This window comes from Demequina sp. NBRC 110053 (genome assembly GCF_002090095.1).
Lineage (GTDB): Bacteria > Actinomycetota > Actinomycetes > Actinomycetales > Demequinaceae > Demequina.
In genome coordinates this window covers 1,796,561-1,822,131 of record NZ_BBRJ01000002.1, presented here as the reverse complement: position 1 = coordinate 1,822,131, position 25,571 = coordinate 1,796,561, and the positions used below count along the sequence as shown (strand labels likewise).

The window sequence follows — 25,571 nt, the reverse complement described above, 5'->3', positions numbered from 1 at the left end:
AGTGCCAGGCTAGTGCCCGGACTCAGTAGAGGCGGGAGTCGATGACCTCCGCAGCCTGCTCCTGGGTGAAGGTCTGGTCCTCGACGTAAACCGTCTTCTCGACCTCCTCGCCAGCGAGCACGTCCTTGACGAGCTGCGCAGCGAGGTCGCCCAGCAGTGGGTTGCACTCGACGATGAAGTTGATCTTGCCGTCGACGAGCGCCTGCATGCCATCCTTGACAGCGTCGATCGTGATGATCGTGATGTCCTCGCCGGGGACGCCGCCCGCGGCCTCGATCGCCTCGATGGCGCCTAGGCCCATGTCGTCGTTGTGCGCGTAGAGAAGATCGATGTTGTCGATCCCGTAGTTGGCGATGTAACCCTCCATGACCGCCTTGCCGCCGTCGCGAGTGAAGTCACCGGTCTGCGAATCGATGGTCTCGATCGCGGTGCCGGCGATAGCCTCGTTGAAGCCGGCGGCTCGGTCGTTCGCGGGAGCCGAGCCAGTGGTGCCCTCCAGGACGACCATCCTGGTGGGCGTGTCGCCGAACTGCTCGGCCGCCCACTCGCCTGCCATCACGCCTTCCTTGTAGAAGTCCAGTCCCACCCAGGCCTCGTAGAGGTCCTCCGAAGCGGAGACGGTGCGGTCCTCGAGGATCACAGGGATGTCCGCGTCCGCGGCCTCCTGCAGGACATCATCCCAACCGTCCTCGACGATGGGCGCCAGCACGATGGCGTCGACACCCTGGTTGATGAAGTTGCGCACCGCGCTGATCTGCGCGGCCGGGTCGTTGTCGGCCGCGTTGAAGATCAGCTCGAATCCGTTCTCCTCGGAGAACGCAGTCTGCATGGACTCGGTGTTCGCGCTGCGCCAGCCCGACTCAGAGCCGGTCTGGGCAAAGCCCACCGTAATCAGCTCGTCGCCTGCACTGCCCGGGTCCTCCGAGCCCTCGGCGGTCTCTCCCGAGTCGGACGAGCACGCCGTCAGTGCGAAGGCGGCCGCTCCGGCGAACGCGATCGTGGAAAGAAAACTCTTCTTCATGCTTCAGAACCTCCTCGTTCTGCCCCGGCGCCTCTGCCGGGTGCTTGGGTTTCCCTCGGAGCCGCGCTGCGGCCCGCGTTCGTCATATTAGCGCTCACATTTGGGGGGCGCGCAAGCCTCGTGCATCACGTTTCCATAACGGATGTGAACCTTCAACCGCGCGGAATCACGCGGTCGCATCCTCACGTGGTTCGCGCCGCGAGAGCACTCACATTCGCCCCATCACCGCGCGCGGCCACGTCGCCGCGCAGGCCTCGCGCGATGAGGAAGGACGCCAGGGAGATCTCCCACGCGAAGACCGGCACCGCCGCGAGCGCCACGAGCGCGGAGACCTGGTCCTGCACCCCGAACAGCACCGTCAGGTTCGACGCCAGCACCAGCGGGCCGCCCACGAACCCCAGCAGGGGAATCAGGCGCGGCGTGAGCCGGTAGCGCCACAGCACGGTCGCCAGCAGCACCGTGTGCACGGGCACGATCAAGCCGGGACCCACCAGGAACGCCATGTCGTAGAGCGCGACCATGGCCCCGGCTCCCGCGGGGTCCGCGCCGGCCGCGCGCATCGACACGGCGGCCATCACCGCGGCGGCACCCATGAGCACCACCGCCGCCTCCACGCCCCGCAGGCTGAGATAGCCCGCGGCTCCGACGAGCGTGCGGCGTCGCACAAGCGGCAGCAGGAACACGGCGGTGCCGACGATGCCGACGGCGAGCACCACGTCGAGCAGGGCGCCGAGCAGCTGAAGGGGGCCGGAGCCAGCCTGGGCGGCCCACCCAGGGACGGTCAGCATCGGCCCGTACAGGACGACGGCACCCACGGAGGTGAAGTGGGTCAGCAGGTAGCTCGCGCCCGCGAGGACGCTGAGGCGACGGTCGGTGGTCATGAAGGCTCCTCGAGACTCGGCATGGTGTACGGCGTACACCTCGACGACTGAAGCGTAAGGTGTAGGGCGTACACCGTCAAGCGGACGTGCAATGAACAGAGGGGGCGGAAGGACATGGCGGATCACGCACGACGAGCCCCCCTCAGCCGCGAACGCGTGCTGCGCGAGGCTCTGCAGGCGGCTGACGACGACGGACTCGAGGCCCTCAGCATGCGCGCGCTGGCGGACCGCCTCGGCGTGGTCCCGATGGCGCTGTACAAGCACGTCCGCGGGAAGGACGAGCTGCTCGACGCGATGGTCGACGCCGTCGTCGCCGAGATCGGGCCGCCCCCGGCAGCGGGTCCGTGGCCGGAGCGCGCTCGCGCCCTGATCCTGCAGGCGCGCGCGGTCATGCTCGCCCACCCGTGGGCGTGGAGAGCCCTCGAGACGCGCACCCTCCCGAGCCCGGCGGTGCTCGACCACATGGAACGGATGATTCGGGTGCTGCGCGATGGAGGCGTGTCGGTGGACCTCACCCACCACATGATGCACACGCTCGGCTCGCGCCTGTGGGGCTTCAGCCAGGAGGTGTTCGCCTCCCCTTCGCCGCCCGCAGCGGGCCCGGACCCTGAGACGCTAGCGCTCATGGCCGAGCGCTGGCCGGGCGTCCTCGAGTCCGCCGCCTCGGCCCGGCACGACGACGGCACCACCGTCGGCCCGGGCTGCGACGACGCGGCAGAGTTCGCATTCGCCGTTGACCTGCTGCTCGATGGCGCCGAGCGCCTCCACCGCGCAGGCTGGACGGCCGGGACGTCGCCCCCGTGACGTGGACCACCTGCGGGAATCCGGGGTGCATCGGGTACGTTCGCCTGCCATGACCACCCCCGCCCTCTTCCAGCCGCTGAGCGTGCGCGCCACCACCTTCCGCAACCGCCTGTGGGTCGCCCCCATGTGCCAGTACTCCGTCGAGGACAAGGACGGCGTGCCCACCGACTGGCACCTGGTCAACCTGGGCGGCATGGCGCGGGGCGGGGCCGGGCTCGTGATGACCGAGGCGACCGCCGTGCTCCCCGAGGGCCGCATCAGCCCGTGGGACACCGGCATCTGGAACGATGACCAGCGCGACGCCTGGAGCCGCATCGCAGCATTCATTCGCGGCCAGGGCTCGGTGCCCGGCATCCAGCTCGCCCACGCGGGCCGGAAGGCGTCGACTCATCGCGGCCTCGAGGGCCGCGGCGCCGTCGCCCGCCACGAGGGCGGCTGGGATCCGCTGGGACCGTCGACGCTGGGCTTTCCTGGCCTGGCGGCGCCGGTGGCGATGAGCCAGCAGCAGATAGCCGATGCCGTTGCCGCCTTCGGCGCGGCCGCTCGTCGGGCGGTCGACGCCGGCTTCGAGATGCTCGAGGTCCACGGCGCGCACGGCTACCTCATACACGAGTTCCTCTCCCCGCTCAGCAACGATCGCACGGACGACTACGGCGGCGACCTCGCAGGCCGCGCGCGGCTGCTGCTTGAGGTGATCCGCGAGGTGCGCAGCGCGGCGGGCGCTGACGTGCCGGTCTTCGTGAGGCTGTCAGCGACCGACTGGAAGGAGCCCGAGGGCTGGACCCTCGAGCAGACCGTCGAGGTCTCCGGCTGGGCGAAGGCGGCTGGCGCTGACCTCGTCGACGTCTCCACCGGCGGCAACGTTGCGGACGCCGCGATCCCGGTCGGTCCCGGCTACCAGGTGCCCTTCGCGGCCACCGTGCGAGAGCAGGCGGAGATCCCCACGTGCGCCGTCGGGCTCGTCACCGAGCCGCACCTGGCCGAGCACATCGTCGCCTCCGGCCAGGCGGACGCCGTGATGGCCGGCCGGGAGTTCCTCCGTGACCCGCACTTCGCGCTCCGCGCCGCCCACGAGCTCGGCCACGAGATCGACTACTGGCCGTTCCAATACGCGCGCGGCACCTTCGCTGCGCGCCCCTAGCAGGCACATCGACGGCGGCGCCGGCCACCCCCTCGTCGAACCGGACTGCGCGCCATCGCGAGCAGGACGCGCGCAGCCCCGGCCGGCCCGTGTGACATTCCGCGCGCGCACGCGCGGCGCGTCACGCTCGCGGCCTCCGAGCGGCGATACTTGTGCCCGCGCCCTGTCCGGGCGCTCGCACGAGAAGGAACACCGCATGCCGCGACCGGTGGGCTCGCAAGCCACCTATCGCGCCGGCCTCGACGGGCTCAGAGCGCTCGCCGTCGCCGGCGTCGTAGCGTACCACCTGGGCGCCCCGTGGGCTCCAGGAGGTCTCATGGGCGTGGGAGTGTTCTTCACGCTCAGCGGTTTCCTCATCACCTCGATCCTGGTGCGCGCGTGGCGCGAGCGCGGCGCCGTCGACCTCGGCTCTTTCTGGCTGCGCCGCGCGCGACGCCTCGTCCCAGCTCTCGTGGCGGTCGTCGCCGTCACGCTCGGCGTGACGGCGATCGTCGCGCCCGCGGACGGCATGACCCGTCTGCGGGAGGCGGTCGCCGGACTGCTCTACGTGTCGAACTGGACCACCATCGCGGCGGGCGAGTCCTACTTCGATCGCTTCTCCGGCCCCGGCCCCCTCGACCACCTGTGGTCGCTCGCGATCGAGGAGCAGTTCTACCTGCTGTGGCCGCTCCTCCTGCTCGGCCTCATCGCCCTCACGCGACGGCGCCTGTGGCGGGTGGCGGGTGCGACGATGGGCCTCGCCGCGGCGTCGTTCCTCGCGATGTGGCTGCTCGCCGAGCCAGGCTTCGACCACACGCGCGTCTACCAGGGCACGGACACCCGCGCGGGCGGGCTGCTGGTGGGGGCCGCGCTCGCGGTCGCGATGGCCGCCTCCCGATCCGAGAGCGACGCTCCGGTGCGAGAGCGCGCGCCGTGGTGGCTCGACGCCCTGGGACTCGTCTCGCTCGGCGTCGTGGTGTGGAAGTTCGCGACCACCGACGCCTATGCGATGTCGCTGTATGGCGGCGGGCTCGCGGCCCTGTCGCTCGCGACGGCCGTGGTGGTCGCCGCGGCGTCCTACCGTCGCGGCGCCGTGGGCTGGCTGCTCTCTGCCACGCCGATGCGCTGGCTGGGCGAGCGCTCGTACGGCATCTACCTCTGGCACATGCCCGTCATCGCGTTCCTGCCCGCCGCGCTCGGCGCGTGGACGGCCGCCGTGGCTGTGCCGCTCACCCTGGTCCTGGCATGGGCGAGCTGGCGATGGCTCGAGGACCCGATACGCGTGCGCGGACTGCGGTGGTGGCTCGCCGCCGTCGCACGGCGCCTGCGTGCTTGGGGCGAGTCCGCCGGAGCGCGGGTCGCGCCCGAGGCGACGCTGGCCCGCCGCGTGCTCGCGTCGACCGCGATCGCCGCGACCGTCGTGGTCGCTTCCACGGGTGCCGCGGTGGCACTGACCGTGCGCGTCGAGCGAGCGGTGACCACCGCATCGGCCGCTCCCCACGTCATCGAGCCGACGCCCGCAGCGGCCACCGCCCCGCCCGTGCTGCCGCCGGTCGCGGCGGCGCCGAGCGCCCAGCCGCGCGACGATGCCGCGCGCGTCGAGGTGACGTTCTCGGGGCCGCGCACGAGCTGCGCGTCGGTGGTCCATGTCGGCGACTCGACATCCCTCGGACTCGTGGGCGAGGGAACGCCGCACGACAAGCAGATCGCCGCGCAGTACGCGCGTGTGGGAGTCGGCTCGGTCGACACGGACGTGCGTGGGGCCCGCTCGATCGTCGAGCGCTTCAAGGGCGAGCCGAATGCCGAGGATGCCGTCCGGGAACGGGTCAGGGCGGGCTTCGAGGGCTGCTGGGTCATTGCGATGGGCATCAATGAGGCCGCCAACCAGGCGGTCGGCGGCGCGCATCCCGTCGGCGAGCGCATCCAACGCATCCTGTCGCTGACGGGCGATGACCCCGTCCTGTGGGTCAACGCGGTGACCACCCTCGACGCCGGCGCCTATGCCGATGCGGGGATGAAGGAGTTCAACGCCGCGCTCGCGCAGGCGTGCGAGGCACGCCCGTCGCTACGGATCTACGACTGGCGTTCCGAGGTGAGCAAAGACTGGTTCCAGTCGGACGGCATCCACTACACGACCGCGGGCTACGTGGAGCGTGGCGCGCGCATCGCGAACGCGCTGGCCGTCGCGTTCCCCAAGGGAGCCGGTCCCGCGGCAGGCTGCACGGTCGGTTCCGGCTGACGCGCGCGGCGCGGCGCGGTGCCGATGCGTGTCTTCTGTCGCCACAATGAGGCGACGACACCGTCCCGCCTCACCACGGAGGTTCCATGCCTCGCCCCGTAGGAGACAGCTCCGCCTACCGTCCAGGTCTGGACGGCATTCGTGCCATCGCAGTGCTCGGCGTGATCGCCTTCCACGTCGGCATGACCTGGATGCCAGGCGGGCTCATGGGCGTGGGCGTGTTCTTCACGCTCAGCGGCTTCCTCATCACCTCGATCCTGCTGTCCTCATGGGAGCGGCGCGGCAACCTTGGCCTCGCGCACTTCTGGCTGAGACGCGCGCGCCGGCTTCTGCCGGCTCTCGTCGTCATGCTCGTGGTCGTGGTGATCGCGACGGCGCTGACGCGGCCGGAGCACCTCCACGCCGCCATCCACGAGGCCATCGCTGGACTGCTGTACATGTCCAACTGGGACACGATCACCTCGGACCAGAGCTACTTCGACCGCTTCTCTGACCCGACCCCCTTCGACCACCTGTGGTCACTGGCCGTCGAGGAGCAGTTCTACATCGTATGGCCGCTGATCCTGCTGGGGCTGCTCACGCTGTTCAAGGGCGGCTACCGCCGCACCGCTGCCGCGACGGCTGCCCTGGCCGTCGGCTCCTTCGTCCTGCTGTGGGCGATCGCCGAGCCTGGCTTCGACAACACCCGCGCCTACGAGGGCACGGACACTCGCGCGGGCGGTTTGCTCATCGGCGCGATGGTCGCGATCGCCATGCGGGCGCGCGCGGGCGGCGACGGCACGCTCATGAGCGCACCCCGGCGCGAACGCGCGCCATGGCTCCTTGAGATCGCGGGCGCCCTCGGCCTGGCCGCCATCGTGTGGCTGATGGTGACCGTCGACGAGTACGACTTGAGCCTGTACTCGTGGGGGCTGCTCGCGCTGTCGTTCGCGTCCGTGGCCGTCGTCGCGGCCGCGTCGTACGCTCGCTCCTGGCTGGGGACCCTGCTGGGCTGGGAGCCGCTGCGGTGGCTCGGCGAGCGCTCCTATGGGATCTACCTGTGGCACCTGCCCATCCTCGTGATCCTGCCTATCGACCTGTTCGGCGGTCGTGCGTGGCTGCGCCTGCTGGTCGCGCTGGCCATCACCATCGCGATCGCGGAAGGCAGCTGGCGCTGGCTCGAGGACCCGATCCGCCGCTACGGACTGACGGGCGCATTCTCGCGTGCGGCGACCCGTCCCCGCACGCGCGGCATCAGCACCGCGCACCACCGCAGCGAGGGCGACGTCGCCTCCGCTGAGCGCGGACGCGCCGTGGTGGTGACCGGAGCCTTCGGCCTCGCGATCGGCGTGCTCGCGGTGGCGCTCGTTCCCCACCCCGGTCGCGCCGCCGATCTGCCGCTCACCGAGGCCACGTCGGTGACGTCGACGTCGAGCGCGCCGACGCCCACTTCCGCACCGTCGCCGACGCCCGGAGCCACCGCAGAGCCCGACCCGGGACCTTCTGCGGAGCCCACTCCCGAGCCCACCGCCGCGCCCGACGGCTTGACCTCGTGCACCTCCGTGGTCCACGTCGGCGACTCCACCTCCCTCGGGCTCGTGGGCGAGGGCACGCCGGAGGAGGACCAGATCCCAGCCCAGTACCACCGCGTGGGCGTCCAGGACGTCGACACCGACGTGCTCGGTGCGCGCTCCATCGTCGAGAGGTGGAAGGGGCAGCCCAACGCTCAGGAGGCCGTGCAGCAGCGTGTCGATGCCGGGTATGAGGGCTGCTGGGTCATCGCGATGGGCATCAACGAGGTCGCGAACCAGGCCGTCGGGGGCGCCTACCCCCTGCCCGAGCGCATCGACCTGATCATGGAGAAGGTGGGCGACGACCCGGTGATGTGGCCCACCGTCAAGACGCTGCGGGACGCAGGGCCGTACCAGGACTCGGGCATGATCGAGATGAACGACGCCCTGCGCGACGCCTGCGACCGCTACCCGAATCTCCGTGTCTACGACTGGCGCGCGGAGGTGCAGGACGCGTGGTTCGGGTCGGACCGCATCCACTACACGACCGCGGGCTACGTGGAGCGTGGCGCGCGCATCGCGAACGCGCTGGCAGTCGCGTACCCCAGCTCCGGGACACCTGCGCCGTCCTGCGTGGTCGGCTCCTCGTGAGGCCCGTCGCGCTCGCGGCCGGCGCGGAACGCCTTGCGTCCCAGGATCGTTGAGAGCGGTAACCCGCAGCACGAAGGAGTCGCTCATGCGCCTGGCCGCCACCGCAGCCGCCACCACCCTGTCCGTCGCTCTCCTCGCCGGCTGCTCGGCCGAGGGGCTCGAGGGAGCCGCGAGCGAGTTCGCCGGGGACGCCGCGCAGCAGGCGTTGGACGAGGTCACCGGCGGCGGCGTCTCCGTCGATCTCGGCGATGGCGCGACTCTCCCTGAGGACTGGCCCGCCGGCCTTCCCGCTCCCGCAGGCGAGCTCGCGGCCGCGGCGGCGACGGGTGCGGGCTGGACCGTCGCGGCGACCGGACCCTCGCTCGAGATGACCGACTACGTCGCCGCGCTCGAGGAGGCAGGCTTCGCGATCGATCAGGACGTCGCCGTGGCGGGGTCCGTCACCGCCCAGCGACTGAGCGACGGGGCGCATGTGGTGGATGTGGCGTGGGCGGCCCAGCCAGGATCCGACGCCGGCCTGCTGACGGTCATCGTCATGCCGGAAGGCGGTGCTGCCCCCTCGTCCTGACCCCCGGACTCCCGGGACAGACGACAGGGCCGATGCGCACGCACCCGGGTGCGTGCGCATCGGCCCTGGCCGCGGCTGGAGGAGCAGCCTCAGCGCTCCTCAGCCTTGAGGCGTCGCCTTGCGGAGGAAGACGTAGCCGAGCAGCCCGCACAGCAGAGTGACCGGAAGGGTCCACGCCGCGATCTGCGCGAGCGGGGTGGTGGCGAAGAACGCGCCGACGTCCCCCCAGCTGTCGGTCGCGGTGACCAGCCATGCTCCGCCCACCACCAGGAACGCCAGCCCGATGAAGAACGCATAGAGGCCGTATGCCCCCCACCGCACCCACACGGTCGCGACCGCGGCGCCCAGGAAGAAGAACAGCAGCATCGCCATGAGATAGAGGAACCACACGAGCAGGAGCGGCTCGCTGCTCAGGCCCCACGGCGCGAAGAACGCCGCCCCCAGGCCCCAGCCGTCGGTCGCCCGCTCGATGGCGGCGAGCACCGTGATGCCCAGCGAGTACAGCAGCGACAGCGCGACGAAGTACAGCGCCGTCCCCACGTAGTAGACGCGGCGGGTGACGGAGAAGCCCAGCGCGAATCGGAACGTCAGGTTCATCGCCTGCACCGCGACCACGGTCATGAAGAAGACGATCCACGAGATGCCCCCGTTGTACTGGAAGGCATCGGACTCGAGGTTGTCGACGCCCCCGGCGGCATTGGCGATCATGAGCCAGATCGCGAGGTTGACGGCGAAGATCGCCGCGGTGATGAGCCACGGCAGGGCGAGGGTGGGAAACGGATTCGCGACGTGCAGTCGCATCACGTTGAGCACGCGGCGCGGCGCGGGCGCGATGGTCGGTGTGTGGTCGATGGCGGTCATGCCGCCCCCCTCTCCTGGTCGTCGGTGTCGGTGCCGCCGGTGCGGCTCACGATCAGCTCCTGCAGCGACACCGCAGTGGCCTCGAGCCCGGCCGATGCGGCGGCACGGCGGTCATCGCTGCTGAGGCCCGCCACGGTCACCGAGGCGATGCCGCCGAGCGTGGTCCGGTCCACGACCGTGCGGCCGGCCGCGAAGGAGTCCACCGCGCTCGCCTTGCCCACGAGCGTGGTCGCCGACCCCCGCAGCTCGTCGGCGTCCGCATCGATGACGATGCGGCCCTCGTCGATGACGACCACCCGCTGGAGCAGGTCGGCCGCCTCATCGATGAGGTGCGTCGACAGCACGACCGTGCGAGGGTGAGCCGTGTAGTCCTCGAGCAGCACGTCATAGAAGCGGTGCCGCGCGACGGCGTCGAGGCCAGCGTAGGGCTCGTCGAGGAACGTCAGCTCCGCGCGCGAGGCGAGTCCCACGATGACGCCGATGGCGCTGCGCTGGCCGCGCGAGAGCTTCTTCATCTTGCGGTCGAGCGGCACCTTGAACACGTCCACGAGGCGCTCGGCGAACTGCTGGTCCCAGTTGTCGAAGAACCACGGCGCGGCCCGCAGCACGTGCTTGCCCTGGAAGTCGTCCGGGTAGACCTGCGACTCCTTGATGAAGCACACGCGGCGCAGGGCCCGCGCGTTCTCGACGGGACCCTCGCCGAAGATGCGGGCCTCGCCCGACGTGGCGAACTCCTGGCCCGTGAGCAGACCCATCAGGGTGGTCTTGCCGGCGCCGTTGCGGCCCAGCAGCCCATGGATGCCGCCCTCCTCCAGCGAGAAGGTGGCGTGGTCGACGGCCGTCACGCGGCCAAAGCGCTTGGTGAGGTCCTCGACCTCGACGATCGCGGTCATGTCATCTCCTTGTCGATGAGGTCGTGCAGTTGCTGTGCGGTGAGGCCGAGCGCCTTGGCCCGCTCGATGAGCGGCCGGACGTGGCCCTCGGCGAAGTCGGCGCGCCGGTCGGCGAGGAGTCGGTCCCTCGCCCCCGGCGAGACGAACATCCCGATGCCTCGCCGCTTGTAGAGGATGGTCGAGTCCACCAGAAGGTTCACCCCCTTGAGTGCCGTGGCGGGATTGATGCGATGGAACGCGGCCAGCTCGTTGATGGACGGCACCTGGGACTCCTCCGGCAGGGTGCCGTCGAGGATCTGCCCCTCCAGCGCATCGGCGATCTGGAGGAAGAGGGGCCGGCCTTCGTCCATGGGGTCGCGCTCCAGTTCGGTTCGTCGTGATGTTCATTGGTTAGTTAGTCCAGTAACTAAGTAACCATGTCCGACCGGAGGATGTCAACCCCGCGGGAAAGGACCTCGGGGGAGGGGGCCGACGGACGGCGTCTGCGCCCCGCAATAGAGTGGGGGCATGTCTGACACTCCCCTGGTCTGGATCGACTGCGAGATGACGGGCCTCGACACGGAGGCGGACGCGCTGATCGAGGTCGCCTGCCTCGTCACTGACGCGGAACTCACCATCCTGGGAGAGGGCGTCCAGGTGGTGATCCGGCCGCCCGCGGGAGCGCTCGATCAGATGAGCGACTTCGTACGGTCCATGCACGTCCAGTCCGGGCTGCTCCCTGAGCTCGAGGGTGGCGTGACGATGGCCGATGCGCAGGCCCAGGTGCTCGCCTATGTCAAGGAGCACGTGCCCGTCGCCGGCAAGGTCCCGCTCGCCGGCAACACGGTTGGCATGGACCGCCGCTTCCTCGAGCGCGACATGCCCGACCTCATGGGCCACCTCCACTACCGCGTGGTCGACGTCAGCTCCATCAAGGAGCTCGTCCGGCGCTGGTACCCGCGGGTGTTCTTCAACGCCCCCGCCAAGACCGGCGGCCACCGCGCGCTCGGCGACATCCACGACTCCATCCGCGAGCTCCGCTACTACCGCGAGACGATTCTCGCCCCCCTGCCCGGCCCGGACTCGGACGCAGCCAAGCAGGCCGCTGCGAAGGTCGCCGCGCCCGCGTAGGTTCTCCAGAGTTTCGGTGAGTCGAGTGGACACGGTATGATCGTCGTCGGCCCTCGCGAGTGGGCCGATGGTGGCTATAGCTCAGGTGGTAGAGCATCGCGTTGTGGTCGCGAGGGTCGCGGGTTCAAGTCCCGTTAGCCACCCGTGTGCTGTCCGTCGACGACGGACTCGGAAGGGCTCTCCCGTCAGGGAGGGCCCTTCCTCTCTTTGCGGGCGCCACCGCGGCGCCGCGCTCAGTCTCGGCCGCGCGCCTTGGCGCGGATCGCCACGTAGATGGTGATCAGGAGAGCCGCGACCGCGATGCCGATGAAGAACGCGATCCAGTCGATGCCGAAGGTGTCCGACCCGCCGAGCCATCGCCACAGCCACGCGCCCGCGAGCGAACCGGCGATTCCCAGCAGGATCGTGACGATCATGCTGATGTCCTGCCGGCCCCTGAGGAACAGCCGAGCGAGCGCGCCCACGACGAGTCCCGCGAAGATGAGCCCGATGATGTCCCAGAATCCCATGGCCTTCCCCTCCCGGCGCCGGGTCGGAGTGGTCGCCGTCCCTCGAAGGCTATCGCCGGGGGCTCGCTGGTGCTCGGCGAGGGCCGGCGATCCCTCGCCGAGCGCAGCGCGTCACTCGAACCGCGTCGAGTCGATCTCCGTCGAGCGCCTCACGGTTCCGAACGATGCTGCGACCGCGAGCGCGGCCAAGGCCGTCGAGCCCACGAGAGCCACCCAGTAGCGGCCATCCGGCCACGTGAACTCGAGCCCGTTGCCCAACGTGATGACCAGAATCCAGGCCACCAGGAACCCCAGACCTGCCGATGCGACCAGGGTCGACGCGAGGGGCACTGCAGCCTCGGTCGCCACCACGCCGCGCAGCTGCGCCACCGGCATGCCGGCGAGCCGGAGCAGGCCGAACGTCCGGCGTCGCTCGAGGGCGGCGGCGATGGTCGCGACCGCGAGCGCGAGCGCTGAGATGCCGATCGCGATGGCCATGCCGATGTACGCGAGAACCGCGAGCTCCTGGGTGATGTCCGCTGCGCCGCCAGCGGCCGCGTCCGTGCGGGAGGTGGGCGCGAGCGACCGGTCGCCCGCGATGTCGAGCGCCGTGCGAGCACGTTCGATCGCCGCTGGCGAGCCGTCCGTCACGGCCATCACCACCGCCGGCTCGAGCCCCTCGGTGCCGTCGGCGGGCTCGGGGACCGGTGCCTGCGCATCGACGTCGAGCGACGTGCCCCACAGCATCGCGAACGTGTCGACCATGACCGCGGCGGCGTCCGGCACGGCGGTCGCGCCGATCGCGCGGGCATCCTGCGCGTCCATGACCACGCCGGCGGCATCGGGATCGCCCGGCCGGTACCCGACCACGACGCGCTCGACGCCATCGGCGTCGCGTGCGGCAGCCACCATCGCGTCCGCGTGCGCGGCGTCGGCGTGGGCAAGCACCACGTCGAGCGAGAGCATGCCCGGCTCCTCCGAGGGCACGGTGATGGCCCGCACCGAGCTCACCACGCCCGCGAACACGCTCACGATGAACACTGCGGCGACGAGCCCGGCGACCGAGCGGAAGGTCGAGCGCGGATGACGGGTGAGGCGGCCGGCCGCGACCACGGCCGACGCGCGGGCGGCGACCCTGCCGTACGCGCTGCTCACGGCGCGCGTGAGCCACGGCCCGGCGATGATGATGCCGAAGGTCAGGACCGCGAAGGACGCGATGAGCACCACTGCCGCCGCTGCAGAGGCCGCGGGAGAGGTGTTCGCGACCCAGGCCGAGCCCGCGAAGAGGGTCAGGCCGACGCCGAGCGTGGTCACTCGCCATCCGGTCACGCGCTTCTCCGCACGCTCGCGGCTCGCCCCTGGGGCGCCGACGTCGTCGCGGTAGGCCTGCCACCATGCCACTGCGGCGCCCAGGACCGTGACGCCCGCGATCGTCGCGATCACCCATGCCGGCGATGGGGTGAGATCCGCCGGGAATGACTGGGCGCCATTGATGGACAGCGTGGATGCGACCGCGCGCAACGGGAGCGCAGCCAGCACGCCGAGCACCGCGCCAGCTGCCGTCGCGGCTCCCATCTCAAGCGCGGACAGGCCCGCGACAGCCCTCCGGCCGGCGCCGATGAGGCGCACGGTCGCGAGCCGCTCACGCCGCTGGGCGGCTCCCAGCTGAGACACGATCGAGATCAGCAGCACGATGGGCACGAGCATCGCGATCGACCCGATCGCGAGGATGACGCGGTAGGTGGTGACGTCGTAGCGCTGACCCACCGTGTCGAACCCCGGCTGCACGCGCGCGTTGGGGTTGGACGCCACGGTCTCCCACGGTGCGCCCACCAGCACCGAGCGCTCGTCCGGTCCTCGCAGCATCGCGTCGGGCAGCGTTCCGACGAGCTCGCCATAGCGATCGGCGAACTGGTCGGCGGGCAGGTGGTCGATCATGTCGGCGACCGCAGGCGACGCGTAGAACTGTCCCGGCACGAGCGGTTCCAGCCCGTGGGGGAAGGCGACGTCGGTCGCGGGTGAGACCGCCGCGGCCGTGACCGTCACCAGCTGGCCGTGCACGTAGTCCTGGCGACTGGCGATCAGCATCTGGTCAGTGGTGGGATCCGGCGCGGTCGTGGTGCCGTCGGCCGACGTCTCGAGGCGCTCGCCCACCAGCACCTGCCACGCGGTCCGCTCGTCGCGGTCAGGCATGTGCAGGTACGTCCCCAGCAGCACGATCAGCATCGCGACCGCGACTGCGACGCCAGCGACGATGCCCGCCAGCCGGCGCGCGGCGCCTGCGGTGCCGAGCAGCAGCAGGCGAGCCGATGCGGCCGTCACCGCGCCACCGCGGCGGCGCCACTGAGCCGGCCGTCGCGCACGATGACCTCGCGGTCGGCGTGCGCAGCTGTGCGGGCGTCGTGCGTGATGAGCACGACCGTGGTCGCCGACTCGCGCGCCGCCTCGAGCATCGCCTCGAGCACCGTCTCCGCCGACAGCGAGTCCAGCGATCCCGTGGGCTCGTCCGCGAAGACCACCGAGGGCTCGGTCGCGAGGGCGCGAGCGATCGCGACTCGCTGCGCCTGGCCTCCCGACATGTCGCCAGGCGACTTGCCGGCCTGGTCGGCGAGACCGAGCCTGCCGAGCCAGTGGTCGGCCGTCGCTACGGCGGCGCGCCGCCGCGCGCCTCCCATGAGCAGGGGCAGCGCGACGTTGTCGCGCGCGCTCAGGTCAGGCAGGAGCTGCCCGAACTGGAAGACGAAGCCGATGCGCTCCAACCGGAACCTGGCACGCGCATCGGCGCTCAAGGACGTGAGATCGGTGCCGTCGATCGTCACCGTGCCCTCATCGGGCGCGAGCACCCCGGCGAGGCAGTGGATGAGCGTCGACTTGCCCGAGCCCGAGGGTCCCATCACGGCGAGCACCTCGCCACGCGCGACGTCGAGGTCGATGCCGCGGAGGGCCGCGGTGGGACCGAAGGACTTGCGCAGTCCCGAGGCGCTGATGAGTGCGTCAGCCATGGTGGATCTCCTTGCGGATGTCGGTGAGGCGAGCGCCGGTCAGGTCGATCCAGCGCAGGTCTGCCTCGATCTGGAAGAGCGCATGATCGATGGCGAGCCGCTCGAGCAGCGGGGCCGCTGCCTTCGCCGACGTGAGCGCGCGCATGTGGGCCAGATGCGAAGCGCGCTGCACGTCGAGCAGCTCCTCGGCGTCGTCGTGAAGCATGAGGGCGAGCACGGTCTTCGCGAACAGGTTGGTCTGCAGGGCGGGGGTCGGGTCGTCAGGGGTGCGCAGCCAGGCACGCAGGTGCTCGCGTCCCCGGTCAGTGACCTCGTAGCGCTTGCGCTCGGGACCCTCGGCGACCTCTGCTCCGGCGGTGACGATCAGCCCGTCGCGCAGCATTCGCGCGATGGTCGCGTAGAGCTGGCCGAACGCGAGGGGCCGTCCGGCGGCGAAGACCTCGTCGTACCGATGCTTGAGGTCATAGCCGTGCGTGGGCCGATCGCTCATGAGGCCCAGGAGGGCCGGCAACTTGTCCATGCCGCGACTATACGCTCTGTGTATACCCTGGTTTCCATGGGGTGATCCCCTGATCTTCTTCAGCGTGACGGCATGGCCGCAGGGCCTCCCGATCCGCGCGACGACAGGGCCGGCGGCCACGACGGGCTATCGTGGAGCGTCATGCCTGCGGCGCGTGCCGCCGGCCACGTCCGGGATGGAGGAATCGATGCTCGCAGCGCTCACCGGCGCAGGGCTCGCGGCGGCCGCTGGGCTCAATGCGTTCATCCCCCTGGTGATCGTCGGCGTCTTCGCCCGCTTCACCGAGTTCATCGACCTGCCGCCGCACCTCGAGTGGCTGCAGTCATGGCCCGCGATCATCATCTCGCTGGTGCTCCTGACCGCAGAGCTCATCCTCGACAAGATCCCCGGGGTCGATCACGTCAATGACCTGATCCAGACGGCGGTGCGCCCGCTCGTGGGCGGAGTCATCTTCGCCGCCACCGCAGCCGCGACCGTGGTGGACGAGTCGAACTTCTGGCAGGACAACCCGCTCATCGCGGGTCTGGTGGGCGCCGTCGTCGCCCTCACCATGCACATCTCGAAGGCGGCCTCCCGCCCCGCGGTCAACGCGACGACCGGCGGCACGGGCGCGCCGCTCGCCTCGTTCGCCGAGGACGCGATCGCCGTCGCGCTGTGCCTGGTCGCGATCTTCGTGCCGATCCTCGTCATCGTGCTCTTCATCTTCATCGGCATCTCGGTGTACCGGATCGTCACCACCGGCCGCAGGCGCAGGCGCCACCGCGAGCTGCGTCAGGCCGAGGAGAGGCTCGAACGGGAAGCGCAGGAGGCCGAGGGCGGGATGGTCGCATGGTGGCGATCCAAGTGGCGCGAGCCCGGGCGTCTGGGCCGCTCCCGCAACGGCGAACCGTCGGCGCCGAGCGCGGGCGACGCGGCGGCACCGCGCGCAGGCGACTCCGCCTCGCCGATCACTGGCATCGCCGACGACGGCTCAGCGACGCCAGGCTCGCCGGCGCGCTGATCGTTCGCCACCGGCCTAGTCTCGGAGCGCGCCGAAGTCCGCCAGGAAATCCTCGACGAACGCGTTGGCAGGGTTCTCGCTCACGTCCTCCGACGTGCCGAGCTGCTCGAGCACGCCGCCCTGCGAGAACACCGCGATGCGATCAGCGAGGATCACCGCCTCGCGGATGTCGTGGGTCACCATCATCACCGTGGTCCCCAGGCTGCGCTGCAGGTCCCTGAACTCCTGCTGGAGGCTCCGGCGCCGCTGGGGGTCGACCGCGCCGAACGGCTCGTCCATGAGCAGCACGGGCGGCTCGACCGCGAGCGCCCGCGCCACGCCGACGCGTTGACGCTCGCCGCCCGACAGCTCGTGCGGGTACCGGCTCCCGTACTTGTCGTGAGGAAGCCCCACGAGGTCGAGCAGCTCCTCGCCGCGCGCTCGCGTGCGCTGCTTGTCCCACTTGAGCAGGCCAGGCACCGTCGCGACGTTCTGGGCGACGGTGCGGTGCGGGAACAGGCCCACGTGCTGAATGACGTAGCCGATGGACCGGCGCAGCTGCACGGCGTCCTGGCTCATCACGTCCGCCCCGTCGACGGTGATGGTGCCGGAGGTGGGTTCGACCAGGCGATTGACCATGCGCAACGTCGTCGACTTGCCGCAACCGGACGGGCCCACCAGGCACAGGATCTCGCCGGGCACGACCTCAAGGCTGAGGTCCTCCACGGCGACGGTGCCGTCGGGGTACTCCTTGCGCACGTGGTCGAAGGCGATGCCAGCGTGGTCCATTCCGCCACCGTACCGTGCCGCCGAACCGTGCCGCCGAGCCGAGCCCTGAGGGAGGTGTCGAGGAACGCGCGAGAGGCGCACCGTCCCGGCGTGTCGCATCGGGCCTGCTAGCGTCAGTGAGGTGGATGAGCCCGCCAACCCCTGGTTCTCGCTGGACTACCTCCAGCGCAACTGGGATGAAGTCTCCGAGCAGCTGGTCATCCACACCACGCTCACGCTGCAGGCGCTCGCGATCGCGATCGCCATCGCCTTCCCTCTCGCCGTGCTCGCGCGGCGCGTCCCCGCCCTGTCGGGGCCGGTCCTCGGCGTCAGCGGCGTGCTGTACACGATCCCGTCGTTCGCGCTGTTCGGACTGCTGGCCCCGTTCACCGGCATCGGCCGCACCACCGTGCTCATCGGGCTGGTCGCGTATGCGCTGCTGGTGCTCGTGCGCAACATCGTCGTGGGTCTCCAGTCGGTCGACCGCGACGTGACCGATGCGGCGCGAGGCCTGGGGTACGAGCCCACTCGGCTGCTGCTGCAGGTCGAGCTCCCGAATGCGCTCCCCTCGATCATCGCTGGCCTGCGGATCGCCGCCGTCAGCACGGTGGCGCTCGTCACCGTGGGCGTGGTCGTGGGCTACGGCGGACTGGGCCAGCTGATGTTCCGCGGCCTGCAGTCCGACTACCGCGCGCAGATCATGACCGCGACTCTGCTGTGCCTCGCGCTCGCGCTGGTCCTCGACCTCATCCTGGTCCTCGCGGGCCGCCTCGCGACGCCGTGGACGCGCGGGAGGGCCGCCGCATGAGCACCATCTCCGAGGCCTGGGACTATCTCACCGACCCCGAGAGCTGGACCGGCGCGAACGGCATCACGACGCCGACGTATGACGGCGGTTGGCGATTCGCGCAGGACTCGATCATCGGCCTCACCCTCGAGCATCTGTGGATGAGCTTCGCCGCCGTGTCGCTCGCGGTGCTCGTGGCGCTGCCCCTGGGCGTCTGGCTCGGGCATCGGCGGCGCGGGGGTGGCGTCACCGTCGTGACCTCCAACCTGACCCGTGCGGTGCCTACGCTCGCGCTCCTCACCCTGTTCGCCGCATCGGCGATCGGGTTCGGCAACCAGGCCGTGATCCTCGCCGCGGCCATCTTCGCCTTCCCGCCCATCCTGTCGAACACCTTCACGGGCATGGCCGAGGTCGACCAGGACGTGCGCGAGGCCGCGCTCGGACAGGGACTCACGCGGTTCCAGGTGGCGACGCGGGTCGAGCTCCCGCTCGCCGTGCCGCTCATCGCGGCCGGCCTGCGCACCGCGACCGTCCAGACGGTCGCGACGGTGCCGCTCGCCGCGCTCGTCGCCGGCGGTGGACTGGGCGTGATCATCAACACGGGGCTCGCGACGCAGCGCTACGGCGAGGTGCTCGCGGGAGCGATCCTGGTCGCCGCGCTCGCGCTCACGACGGATGCGATCATGGCCAGGCTCCAGAAGGCGGTGACCGCCGCTCCGCTGCGCGACGCGGCCGCCGCGTCGGCCTGACCGACCACTCCCCTGCATGCGGCGCGGGCCACGCTCGGTGCTCTTCGCGCCGAGAACGACGAGTCGGGCACGCCTCGTCGGGCAGCGCGCTGGGAAGAAACCAGGCAGGCTGGTGGTTGGCGACGCTGACAGTCCCCTACTCGAGGAGCACCCATGCGCACTCGCAACCTGACCCTGGCGGCATTCTCGATCGCCGCCCTGACGCTGGCAGGCTGTTCCAGCTCCGATCCCGGCACCGACGGATCGGACGAGCCGACCATGGGCGCCACCGGCGGCGCCACGGGAGGCGAGTCCGCCATGGCTCAGGAGTGCCTGCCAGTGCCCGGCGAGCAGCTCGTGGTCCTCGAGGACGACCAGCAGCTCCAGGCCTCGGACAACATCATCCCCGCTCTCAACGCTGACGCCGCGAGCGAGGACGTGATCGCGGCCCTCGACGCGGTGTCGGCAGCGCTCGACACCGAGACGCTCATCGAGCTCAACAAGTCGGTCGACATCGACCGTCAGACCTCAGAGGAGGTCGCCGAGGCCTGGGTCGACCAGGCGGGGCTCACCATCGACGGCGCCGACGGCGCAGGTTCGCTGACCATCGGCGCGGCGAACTTCTCCGAGAACATCACGCTCGCGGAGATCTACGCGGAGGTGCTCGACGAGGCAGGCTACGACACCGAGGTTCGCGAGATCGGCAACCGCGAGACGTACCTGCCCGCGCTCACGAGTGGGGAGATCGACATCGTCCCCGAGTACGCCGCGACGTTCGCGGAGTTCCTCGACGGCGACGTCGAGACCGCCGTCGCGTCGGGCGACATCTCCGAGACGGTGGCCGCGCTCGAGCCGCTCGCCGAGGAGAACGGTCTCGCCGTCGGCAGCCCCGCCGACGCACAGGACCAGAACGCCTTCGCCGTGACGCAGGGCTTCATCGACCAGTACGGCGTGACCACCCTGAGCGAGCTCGCCGAGGCCTGCGGTGGCATCGTCCTCGGCGGCCCCCCGGAATGCCCCGAGCGTCCGTTCTGCCAGCCCGGCCTCGAGGAGACCTACGGCATCGAGGTCGCGGAGTTCCGCTCGCTCGACGCCGGCGGCCCGCTGACCAAGACTGCGATCACCTCGGGCGAGGTGGCCGTCGGCCTCGTGTTCTCCTCCGACGGCGCGCTGGCCACCAGCTAGCCGCACCACGCGAGAGGCCCGGTCCCGCTCAGGCGGGGCCGGGCCTTCGCTCTGCGCCGGGTGGGTGCGATGGTCAGCTCACGCCGCCCGCCGGCCTGTCCGTCCTCACCAGCGCAGCTCGCAGCAAGGGCATGAGCGCGTCGCCATCGTCTCCCCGCACGACCGGCACGCCGTGCGCACTGCCGACGTCCTCTCCCTCGCGCGAGAGACCTGCCCGCCTCAGCACGATGGCCGCGACACGACCAGGATGGTCGGCGGCGGCCGCCATGTAGATCTCGGGATCGTGCTCGCCGTCGTCGCCCACGAGCACCCACGTGACATGCGGCATGTCCTCCATGAGTCGCGCGATCGACGAGCGCTTGTGCAGTCTCCCGTCGCGGAACCATCGGGTCCGGCTGATGCCCCAGTCCGTCAGCAGCAGCGCGCCTGCGGGGAACCCCTGCAGCTCCAGGAAGTGCGTGATGGTGCCGACGAAGTTCCACGGGCCGTTGCTCACGTACACCACCGCAGGGTGATGCTCGTCTCTCAGCGTCTGGGCGACGAGGTCCGCCATGCCCGGCACGGATCGGCGAGATCCGCTGGTTCCTCTCAACGTCCGCCATGCGGCGCGGAAGGGATGCGCGAGGCCGGTGACCCACGCCGTGTCGTCGATGTCGCACACCACGCCGCGGACCGGTCGATCGCTGACGGCGTGGATGGGCGCGCGCACGGCATCGCGCCCGGAAACCTTGAGGGTCGCGCTCGCCGCTCCGCCGGGGAGAGCGCGCTCCAGCTCGATCCGTGCATCCACGATGCCCGAGTCGTCGGCCTTCACGGCGACCGTGACGCCTCCCACTGCGATCTGCACGTCTGCGCGGGGGTGCTCGAGCGTCAGCAGGTGGCGCCACCCTCGCATCCCTCGGCGCGCGTCGATGTCGAAGGACGGCGGTGCCAGCACCACGCGACCCAGCACGCGCGCGGAGGTCCCGCACGAGTAGCCGGAGTACGGGAGCACGGCGGGCTTCCATCCGCTGCGGGCCGCGCGGCTCGCCCACCAGTCGCGCAGGCCCGTCTCGGCGCGGTACGCGGTCGCGATGGCGGCCGAGTTCAGTCGGCCGAGAGCGCTGCGCAAGGATGACATCGCTCCACCGTAATCGGTGTCAGGCGGCGCCCTGTCGCGAGGGGCGCGGTCGCCGTCCCCGGCGACCTCAGGTCGATATCGGTACACCCCCTGGGACTCGAACCCAGAACCCACTGATTAAGAGTCAGTTGCTCTGCCAATTGAGCTAGAGGTGCTCGCGTTCCGAGCAGCCGTGGCGGCGCGGTGCGAAGAACAACTTTAGCAGGCGGGGACGTGGCTTGTGAAATCGACAGCCCCCGGGAAGAGCCGGCTCCCATACGGACGTTAGGTTGTCACCATGACTGACACCCGACTCGCCCAGGGCGACGCCGCACCCGACTTCACCGCGACCACCGACCAGGGATCATTCACCCTGTCCGACCAGCGCGGCAAGCACGTGATCCTGTACTTCTACCCCGCCGCCATGACGCCCGGCTGCACGACCGAGGCCTGCGACTTCCGCGACTCGCTGAGCGCCCTGCAGGCAGCCGGCTACGAGGTGGTCGGCATCTCGAAGGACTCCCCCGAGAAGCTGGCGGAGTTCCGCGAGGCCGAGGGCCTCACCTTCACGCTCGTGTCCGACCCCGACCTTGAGGTACAGCGGGCGTACGGCGCCTGGGGCGAGAAGATGAACTACGGCAAGGTGGTCGAGGGCTCGATCCGCTCGACCGTCGTCGTCGACCCCGACGGCTCCGTCGAGCTCGCGCAGTACAACGTCAAGGCGACGGGCCACGTCGCGCGCCTACGCCGCGAGCTCGGCATCGACTGACGGCTCCCGCCCCTACACCACCCCACGCTCCACGGTTGGTACTTTCTCCGGCCCCAGCGAGCGCGTCGGCCGTGACGTGGGCGTTTGATGCACGCCGTATCCTGAGTCCCGCGCGCGAGTGGCGGAATTGGCAGACGCGCTGGATTTAGGTTCCAGTGTCCTCGGACGTGGGGGTTCAAGTCCCCCCTCGCGCACGTCTTCGCACGGCCCCTGACGGCGAGCAGAACGCTCGCGATCGGGGGCCGTCGGCGTCTGCCGGCGCCGGCCCCACGTCGATGGCTGGACACGCGTACTACTACAGTCGTAGTATGCGAGAGCCAGCATCCGCCGGCGAGGAACGAGAGGCGCGCTCGTGATCAGTGCAGACGCCATCAGGGGCTATGTGGACCTCATGGTCCTGTCCCTGCTGCGCGAGGGTCCGTCGTATGCCTACGAGCTCGCCCAGCGCATCACCGCGATCGGCGGCGACGACTACTCGATCAAGCAGACCACGCTGTACTCGGCCGTCAAGCGCCTCGAGGCCGGAGGGCTCGTGAGCGCGTCGGCCGGCGTCTCCCCGACGGGCAAGCCGCGCACCTACTACCGGATCACCGAGGCTGGAGTCGCGCATGTCGCGCTCAAGACCGAGGAGTGGCACCACACCAAGACCGTCGTGGACCGGTTCGTCACCGGAACCGCTCAAGGAGGCACCCCGTGAACGTCATCTTCGCCTACCTGGACACCATGTTCAGCACCTACCCGCAGACTCCGCGCATGCTCGAGGCGAAGACCGAGCTGAGGGGCATGATGGAGGACGCGTACACGTCGCTGATCGCCGAGGGGCGCACCGAGAACGAGGCCGTCGGGCAGGTGATCCGCGACTTCGGCAACCTCGAGGAGGTCGCCCCAGTCCTCGGCATCTCAGCGGACATCTCTTCCGGCACCGGGGCCAATGCGGTGGCCGGGTCGGCAGGCCCGAGTGGCCCCGCCGCGCCGTCGTATGCGGCCATCACACTCGACGAGGCCCAGTCGTTCGCCGACGCCCAGCGCGTGAGCAGCCGGCGCATCGGGCTGGCGGTCGCGCTGTTCGTGCTGTCGCCTATCGCCCTCATCGTCGGGTCCGGGGCAGCCCAGGCCGGCGTGGGGCCGTGGAACGAGGAGACTGCCTCGCTCATCGGGCTGCTCATCCTGCTGACTTTGGTCGCCGTCGGGGTCCTCATCATCATCTCCAGTGGGCGCATGTCGGGCGCGCCGCAGCGGATCGTGGACGACGAGTTCAGCGCAAGCCCCGAGGTGACCGCCTGGGCACGGGATCTCTCCTCGCGTCACGAGACCCACCTGACACGATCACTGCAGGTCGCGATCGCGGTGTGGATCCTCTCCGTCGCTCCCATCCTCGTCACCACGCTCGTCACGGAGGGCACACCCCACCACCAGTTCTGGGCAACGGTCGGGGTGGGCGGGGCGCTCGCGATGGTGGCCGCCGGGCTCGCCGTGTTCCTCCCCCGGACCTGGGCGCGCACCGCAGCCGAGAAGCTCGAGGAGGGCTCGAGCCCGGAGGGTGTCGACGGGGACGACGACGAGACAAGCGTCATGGGCATCATCGCCGCGATCTACTGGCCGCTGCTCACTACGATCTTCCTGGCATGGGGCTTCATCGGCGACGCGTGGGACCGGTCGTGGATCGTATGGCCCATCGGGGCCGTGCTGTTCGGCGCGATCGCAGGCGGCGTGAACGCGATCGCCGCCTACCGGGGATCGCGCCGCTGAGGAGGGACGCGCTCGCGGCGTGCAGGCGAGAGGTTTTCGGTGTGCCGAACTTTGCTGTTCGAGTGATAGCGTCAGAAGCCCACACGCCGCCGAAATCACACGCGCAATGAGAGGCGCCGCTCGTCGATGAACCCGCGTCCCCGCCCCGCCGCACAGCTCGCCGCCGCCATCGCGGCGTCGCTCGCCGCGGCGGGCTGCGCCTCGCCTGAGTCGGAGGACGCACACGCGACCATGAGCGTGTACGCGACCACCGGCTATCTCGCCGATGCGGTCGCGGCCATCGCTCCGGAGGCCGAGGTCATCACGATGGTGGGACCTGGAGGCGACCCGCACACGTACCAGCCCTCGACCAAGGACGTGCAGGCGATCCAGAGCGCCGACGTGGTGCTGTGGAACGGCCTCCACCTCGAGGCGCAGGTGAGCGACCAGCTTTCGAGCCTGGGAGACCGGCAGCTCGCGGTGGCCGAGCTGCTTCCGGAGGATCTGCTGCTGCCGTGGCCCGAGACCGACGAGGACGGCAAGCCACTTCACGACCCTCACGTCTGGAACAGCCCCGAGGCATGGTCGCTCGTGGTCGGGTACGTCGCGGACAAGCTCGGCGAGACCGACCCCGAGCGCGCCGATGCGTACGCCGCCAACGCTGCCGACTTCCAGGAGGAGATCGCGGCAGCGGCCGCGGAGGCCGCGGCGCTCCTGGCGTCGATCCCCGAGCCGCGCATCCTCATCACGGGCCACGATGCCTTCGCCTACTTTGGCGACACCTACGATCTCGACGTTCACGCCACGGACTTCGTGTCGACCGAGGCGGCGCTGAGCGCAGGGGAGCTGTCCGACCTCGCGCGGCTGATCGCGGACCACGAGGTGCCCGTGATCTTCCAGGACAATCAGGCCAACCCTCAGGCCATCACCAGCCTCAGCGAGGCCGTCACCGCGCTCGGGTGGGACGTCAGGGTGTCCGGCGAGGAGCTGTACGCGGACTCGCTCGGAGCCGACGAGGGCGTCGACACCTACCTCGGGGTGTTCCGCCACAACGCCGAGGCCATCGCGAAGGCCCTGGGGACGGAGGCGGCGCCGTGACCGCACCCCCACCGCCGGGATCCACCGCCCCGCTCGCGTGCGCGACCCATCAGCTCTCGGTCGCGTATCGGGAGACACCCGTGCTGCGCGCGGTCGACCTCCGCGTGCCGGCCGGGGTGGTGATGGGCGTCGTGGGGCCCAACGGCGCGGGCAAGTCGACGCTCATCAAGGCGATGCTGGGACTGGTGCCGCCGCTCACGGGCCGCACCGAGTTCTTTGGCGGACCGCTGTCCCGAGCGCGCCAGAGGGTGGGCTACATGCCGCAGTCCGCCAGCGTGGACTGGGACTTCCCCACCACCGTGCTCGACGTCGTCACCATGGGCACGTACGGCTCGCTCGGGTGGCTCAAGCGGCCAGGCAAGGCCCAGCGCGACGCCGCCGTCGACGCACTCCGCACGACAGGCATGGCCGACCTCGCCCACCGTCAGATCGGCGAGCTGTCCGGCGGACAGCGTCAGCGAGTCTTCCTCGCCCGCACGCTCGTCCAGGCACCCGACCTGTACTTCATGGACGAGCCCTTCCAGGGTGTCGACGCCAAGAGTCAGCGGGCGATCGTCACCGTCCTCCATGCGCTGCGAGCGCAGGGGACCACGGTCGTCATGGTCCATCACGACCTCGCGACCGTCACCGACTACTGCGACCACGTCACGCTGCTGAACCAGTGCATCGTCGCCTCCGGCCCCACGGTGGAGGTCTTCACCAAGGAGAACATTCGCACCACCTACGACGTCACGACCGGCGACGACACCTTCCTGGACCTGATCGCGTGAACCGGCCCCGCT

At 70.5% G+C, this 25,571-nt stretch carries 26 protein-coding genes and 3 tRNA genes; 17 read left to right on the top strand and 12 right to left on the bottom strand.

The features are described from left to right. Positions 1-22 precede the first annotated feature (22 nt). Together B7K22_RS08575 and B7K22_RS08570 are read right to left on the bottom strand one after the other, a co-directional pair. Positions 23-1,021, bottom strand: coding sequence for an ABC transporter substrate-binding protein (locus B7K22_RS08575; RefSeq protein WP_084039494.1), 999 nt, complete (start codon positions 1,019-1,021; stop codon positions 23-25). A gap of 182 nt (positions 1,022-1,203) precedes the next feature. Further along, complete coding sequence (locus B7K22_RS08570) at positions 1,204-1,902, bottom strand: DUF4386 domain-containing protein (protein WP_084039493.1); 699 nt, start codon at positions 1,900-1,902, stop codon at positions 1,204-1,206. A 114-nt stretch (positions 1,903-2,016) separates the two neighbouring features. Here B7K22_RS08570 and B7K22_RS08565 point away from each other — a divergent pair, with 114 nt between their 5' ends. From B7K22_RS08565 to B7K22_RS08545, 5 genes are all read left to right on the top strand, one after another. Beyond that, positions 2,017-2,706 carry a TetR/AcrR family transcriptional regulator gene (locus tag B7K22_RS08565; RefSeq protein WP_084039492.1) on the top strand — a complete coding sequence of 230 codons (690 nt, stop codon included), beginning with the start codon at positions 2,017-2,019 and terminating at the stop codon, positions 2,704-2,706. Positions 2,707-2,755: 49 nt separating this feature from the next. Further along, positions 2,756-3,847, top strand: a complete 1,092-nt coding sequence (locus B7K22_RS08560) for an NADH:flavin oxidoreductase/NADH oxidase (protein ID WP_084039491.1) — start codon at positions 2,756-2,758, stop codon at positions 3,845-3,847. A gap of 196 nt (positions 3,848-4,043) precedes the next feature. Continuing rightward, positions 4,044-6,065, top strand: coding sequence for an acyltransferase family protein (locus B7K22_RS08555; protein ID WP_084039490.1), 2,022 nt, complete (start codon positions 4,044-4,046; stop codon positions 6,063-6,065). An 86-nt stretch (positions 6,066-6,151) separates the two neighbouring features. Then, a complete protein-coding gene (locus B7K22_RS08550) occupies positions 6,152-8,206 on the top strand; it encodes an acyltransferase family protein (RefSeq protein WP_084039489.1) in 2,055 nt (684 codons plus the stop codon). Positions 8,207-8,291: 85 nt separating this feature from the next. After that, complete coding sequence (locus tag B7K22_RS08545) at positions 8,292-8,774, top strand: hypothetical protein (RefSeq protein ID WP_084039488.1); 483 nt, start codon at positions 8,292-8,294, stop codon at positions 8,772-8,774. Positions 8,775-8,873: 99 nt separating this feature from the next. Here B7K22_RS08545 and B7K22_RS08540 read toward each other — a convergent pair whose 3' ends face one another. Genes B7K22_RS08540 through B7K22_RS08530 form a run of 3 tightly spaced genes read right to left on the bottom strand, consistent with a single transcriptional unit; the run spans position 8,874 to position 10,878 of the window. Then, entirely contained in the window at positions 8,874-9,635 is a 762-nt protein-coding gene (locus B7K22_RS08540; protein WP_084039487.1) for a hypothetical protein, read from the bottom strand. Next, the gene (locus B7K22_RS08535; RefSeq protein ID WP_084039486.1) at positions 9,632-10,528 is read right to left on the bottom strand and encodes an ABC transporter ATP-binding protein; all 897 of its coding nucleotides are present in this window, start codon (positions 10,526-10,528) and stop codon (positions 9,632-9,634) included. The genes B7K22_RS08540 and B7K22_RS08535 overlap by 4 nt, the downstream gene beginning before the upstream one ends. Further along, a complete protein-coding gene (locus B7K22_RS08530; RefSeq protein ID WP_084039485.1) occupies positions 10,525-10,878 on the bottom strand; it encodes a GntR family transcriptional regulator in 354 nt (117 codons plus the stop codon). The genes B7K22_RS08535 and B7K22_RS08530 overlap by 4 nt, the downstream gene beginning before the upstream one ends. A 157-nt stretch (positions 10,879-11,035) precedes the next feature. Here B7K22_RS08530 and orn point away from each other — a divergent pair, with 157 nt between their 5' ends. Together orn and B7K22_RS08520 are read left to right on the top strand one after the other, a co-directional pair. Continuing rightward, positions 11,036-11,638 carry an oligoribonuclease gene (gene orn / locus B7K22_RS08525; RefSeq protein ID WP_084039484.1) on the top strand — a complete coding sequence of 201 codons (603 nt, stop codon included), beginning with the start codon at positions 11,036-11,038 and terminating at the stop codon, positions 11,636-11,638. Between the two features lie 70 nt (positions 11,639-11,708). Further along, a tRNA-His gene (locus B7K22_RS08520) sits at positions 11,709-11,781 on the top strand. Between the two features lie 90 nt (positions 11,782-11,871). On the opposite strand, the gene B7K22_RS08515 is transcribed toward B7K22_RS08520, so the two are convergent. The 4 genes from B7K22_RS08515 to B7K22_RS08500 form a co-directional block, all read right to left on the bottom strand. Further along, positions 11,872-12,147: a GlsB/YeaQ/YmgE family stress response membrane protein gene (locus B7K22_RS08515; RefSeq protein ID WP_084039483.1), complete on the bottom strand. Its 276-nt coding sequence runs from the start codon at positions 12,145-12,147 to the stop codon at positions 11,872-11,874. A gap of 111 nt (positions 12,148-12,258) precedes the next feature. Next, the gene (locus B7K22_RS08510) at positions 12,259-14,448 is read right to left on the bottom strand and encodes an ABC transporter permease (protein ID WP_084039482.1); all 2,190 of its coding nucleotides are present in this window, start codon (positions 14,446-14,448) and stop codon (positions 12,259-12,261) included. Next, a complete protein-coding gene (locus B7K22_RS08505) occupies positions 14,445-15,128 on the bottom strand; it encodes an ABC transporter ATP-binding protein (protein ID WP_084039481.1) in 684 nt (227 codons plus the stop codon). Before B7K22_RS08505 ends, B7K22_RS08510 begins: the two co-directional genes overlap by 4 nt. Continuing rightward, positions 15,121-15,648 (bottom strand): PadR family transcriptional regulator, encoded by a 528-nt coding sequence (locus B7K22_RS08500; RefSeq protein ID WP_084039480.1) that lies wholly within the window; start codon positions 15,646-15,648, stop codon positions 15,121-15,123. The genes B7K22_RS08505 and B7K22_RS08500 overlap by 8 nt, the downstream gene beginning before the upstream one ends. Positions 15,649-15,835: 187 nt before the next feature. Between B7K22_RS08500 and B7K22_RS08495 the strand changes: the two genes are divergently transcribed. Beyond that, positions 15,836-16,648 (top strand): DUF4126 domain-containing protein, encoded by an 813-nt coding sequence (locus tag B7K22_RS08495; RefSeq protein WP_144276315.1) that lies wholly within the window; start codon positions 15,836-15,838, stop codon positions 16,646-16,648. Between the two features lie 15 nt (positions 16,649-16,663). On the opposite strand, the gene B7K22_RS08490 is transcribed toward B7K22_RS08495, so the two are convergent. After that, on the bottom strand, positions 16,664-17,416 hold the full coding sequence (locus B7K22_RS08490) for an ATP-binding cassette domain-containing protein (protein WP_084039479.1): 753 nt from the start codon (positions 17,414-17,416) through the stop codon (positions 16,664-16,666). Positions 17,417-17,537: 121 nt separating this feature from the next. Between B7K22_RS08490 and B7K22_RS08485 the strand changes: the two genes are divergently transcribed. From B7K22_RS08485 to B7K22_RS08475, 3 genes are all read left to right on the top strand, one after another. Then, positions 17,538-18,203 carry an ABC transporter permease gene (locus B7K22_RS08485; protein WP_144276314.1) on the top strand — a complete coding sequence of 222 codons (666 nt, stop codon included), beginning with the start codon at positions 17,538-17,540 and terminating at the stop codon, positions 18,201-18,203. Next, a complete protein-coding gene (locus tag B7K22_RS08480) occupies positions 18,200-18,931 on the top strand; it encodes an ABC transporter permease (RefSeq protein ID WP_084039921.1) in 732 nt (243 codons plus the stop codon). Before B7K22_RS08485 ends, B7K22_RS08480 begins: the two co-directional genes overlap by 4 nt. A 153-nt stretch (positions 18,932-19,084) precedes the next feature. After that, complete coding sequence (locus B7K22_RS08475) at positions 19,085-20,095, top strand: glycine betaine ABC transporter substrate-binding protein (protein WP_084039477.1); 1,011 nt, start codon at positions 19,085-19,087, stop codon at positions 20,093-20,095. Between the two features lie 73 nt (positions 20,096-20,168). Here B7K22_RS08475 and B7K22_RS08470 read toward each other — a convergent pair whose 3' ends face one another. Further along, the gene (locus tag B7K22_RS08470) at positions 20,169-21,215 is read right to left on the bottom strand and encodes an App1 family protein (protein ID WP_084039476.1); all 1,047 of its coding nucleotides are present in this window, start codon (positions 21,213-21,215) and stop codon (positions 20,169-20,171) included. A gap of 82 nt (positions 21,216-21,297) precedes the next feature. Next, positions 21,298-21,370, bottom strand: a tRNA-Lys gene (locus B7K22_RS08465). Between the two features lie 122 nt (positions 21,371-21,492). On the opposite strand from B7K22_RS08465, the gene B7K22_RS08460 reads away from it, so the two are divergent. The 6 genes from B7K22_RS08460 to B7K22_RS11910 all read left to right on the top strand — a co-directional run bounded on the left by B7K22_RS08460 (position 21,493) and on the right by B7K22_RS11910 (position 25,559). Beyond that, entirely contained in the window at positions 21,493-21,963 is a 471-nt protein-coding gene (locus B7K22_RS08460; protein WP_084039475.1) for a peroxiredoxin, read from the top strand. A gap of 112 nt (positions 21,964-22,075) precedes the next feature. Then, a tRNA-Leu gene (locus tag B7K22_RS08455) sits at positions 22,076-22,157 on the top strand. 158 nt (positions 22,158-22,315) lie between these two features. Further along, positions 22,316-22,660 carry a PadR family transcriptional regulator gene (locus B7K22_RS08450; RefSeq protein ID WP_084039474.1) on the top strand — a complete coding sequence of 115 codons (345 nt, stop codon included), beginning with the start codon at positions 22,316-22,318 and terminating at the stop codon, positions 22,658-22,660. After that, positions 22,657-23,712, top strand: coding sequence for a permease prefix domain 1-containing protein (locus tag B7K22_RS08445; protein ID WP_084039473.1), 1,056 nt, complete (start codon positions 22,657-22,659; stop codon positions 23,710-23,712). Before B7K22_RS08450 ends, B7K22_RS08445 begins: the two co-directional genes overlap by 4 nt. 126 nt (positions 23,713-23,838) lie before the next feature. Next, positions 23,839-24,789: a metal ABC transporter solute-binding protein, Zn/Mn family gene (locus tag B7K22_RS11915; protein ID WP_144276313.1), complete on the top strand. Its 951-nt coding sequence runs from the start codon at positions 23,839-23,841 to the stop codon at positions 24,787-24,789. Further along, complete coding sequence (locus tag B7K22_RS11910; RefSeq protein ID WP_144276312.1) at positions 24,786-25,559, top strand: metal ABC transporter ATP-binding protein; 774 nt, start codon at positions 24,786-24,788, stop codon at positions 25,557-25,559. Before B7K22_RS11915 ends, B7K22_RS11910 begins: the two co-directional genes overlap by 4 nt. The last annotated feature ends 12 nt before the right edge of the window (positions 25,560-25,571 follow it).